The sequence below is a fragment of the Oleiphilus sp. HI0066 genome, assembly GCF_001635725.1.
The window spans coordinates 1-1,606 of sequence record NZ_LWFH01000353.1; the positions used below are offsets into that span (position 1 = coordinate 1).

Genomic DNA, 1,606 nt, shown 5'->3' on the forward strand with positions numbered 1-1,606 from the left:
AAACACAGTGAATTAAGAGATGAGCGCTTTGAAAACATCAAAGAGCGACTGAAAAGATCTCTTGAAAACGAAAAACAAAGAAAGCCATTCCAGCAAGCCATCACAGCGATTCAAGATGACATCCTTAGCCCGTCTTGGAACTCAGAAGAAAAGCTTGTCGCACTTGAAAAGATCTCTATCGAGCAGCTGCGAGAATTTAAAAATCTGTTTTTCTCGACCGTAGATACCGCAGTACTTAGCAACGGTAATGTCGAACAAGATAAAACCGAAAAGATGGCAAAACTTGTTGAAAAACATATTCTCGAGCCCGCTAAGATTCAGAGTGTGGAGCGCGCAAGTGTTCTTAATTTAGAAGGTGAAGAAGACTGGGCTAAAGCGCTAGATATTGACCACCCCGATTCGAGCATGGTGTTTTACATGCAAGGCGAAACTAAAAGCTATTCTGAACGCGCACTGTATTCACTAATGAGCCAGGCAATCGGCAATGACTATTATGCTCAGCTTAGAACCGAGAAACAGCTTGGCTATATCGTGTTCGCAACACCTTACCCATTACTTGAAGTTCCGGGAATAGCGTTCATTGTTCAATCGCCAAGTGCCAGCACAGATCAGTTATTTAATGAAACACGAACATTTCTGAACGCTCAAGTTGACCGTATTAATTCGCTTTCAGAAGAAGAATTCGCTCGTTATAAAAAAGCAGTGATCTCCCGCTTAGAAGAAAAAGAGACCAATATTGGGCAGCGAAGCAATCGATACTGGAGCGAGATAGACAAGAAAGCTGCCAAGTTTGATAGCAAAGAACAAATGATCGATGCGATCGAAGCAATCACTATCGACAACTTTAGATCTTTCTACACAGAGCGTGTAAAGAAAAAAGGTTCAAACTTGATTATGGTAAGCAAGCATCAAACGTCACAAGATGATGCCATCACCCAACTTCAGAAATTACTAAATAAAAAAGAGAGCGCATGGCTCTCTCTTTCAAACTTCGATAAGTAGTATGGTCTAACGATTCAGGCGTTCGTCGATCAAGACATCGACAACGCTTGGGTCTGCCAACGTAGACGTATCACCAAGACTGTCATACTCATTCGCTGCAATTTTTCTCAGAATACGACGCATAATTTTACCTGAACGCGTTTTAGGAAGACCTCCTGAGATCTGGATCAAATCTGGTGTTGCGACAGGGCCAATCTCTTTACGCACCCAATCTTTGAGCTCACTCACAAGTGCAGTAAGATCAGACAAATCAGCATCTGCCATCATCGAAACATAGACGTAGATGCCCTGCCCCTTGATGTCATGCGGAAAACCAACAACCGCCGCTTCAGCAACAGCGCTATGAGCAACAAGCGCGCTCTCTATCTCGGCTGTTCCCATGCGGTGTCCAGAGACATTCAACACATCATCGACTCGACCAGTAATCCAGTAGTACCCATCTGCATCACGTCTAGCTCCATCACCCGTAAAATACATTCCTTCATACGTCGAAAAATAGGTTTGAATAAAGCGCTCATGATCACCGTAGACGGTGCGCATTTGACCAGGCCAACTATCCATTAAGACTAAATTCCCTTCACATTCGCCTTCTAGAATATTGCCT

1 protein-coding gene and 1 pseudogene are annotated in these 1,606 nt (G+C 43.5%); one reads left to right on the forward strand and one right to left on the reverse strand.

What is annotated here, in order from left to right; translation table 11 throughout:
• On the forward strand, positions 1-1,002 hold a 1,002-nt coding region (locus A3738_RS05075), incomplete at its 5' end, for an insulinase family protein (protein ID WP_197473604.1).
• A 6-nt stretch (positions 1,003-1,008) separates the two neighbouring features.
• Here A3738_RS05075 and A3738_RS05080 read toward each other — a convergent pair.
• Positions 1,009-1,606, reverse strand: a pseudogene (locus A3738_RS05080) (AMP-binding protein); the annotation flags it as partial.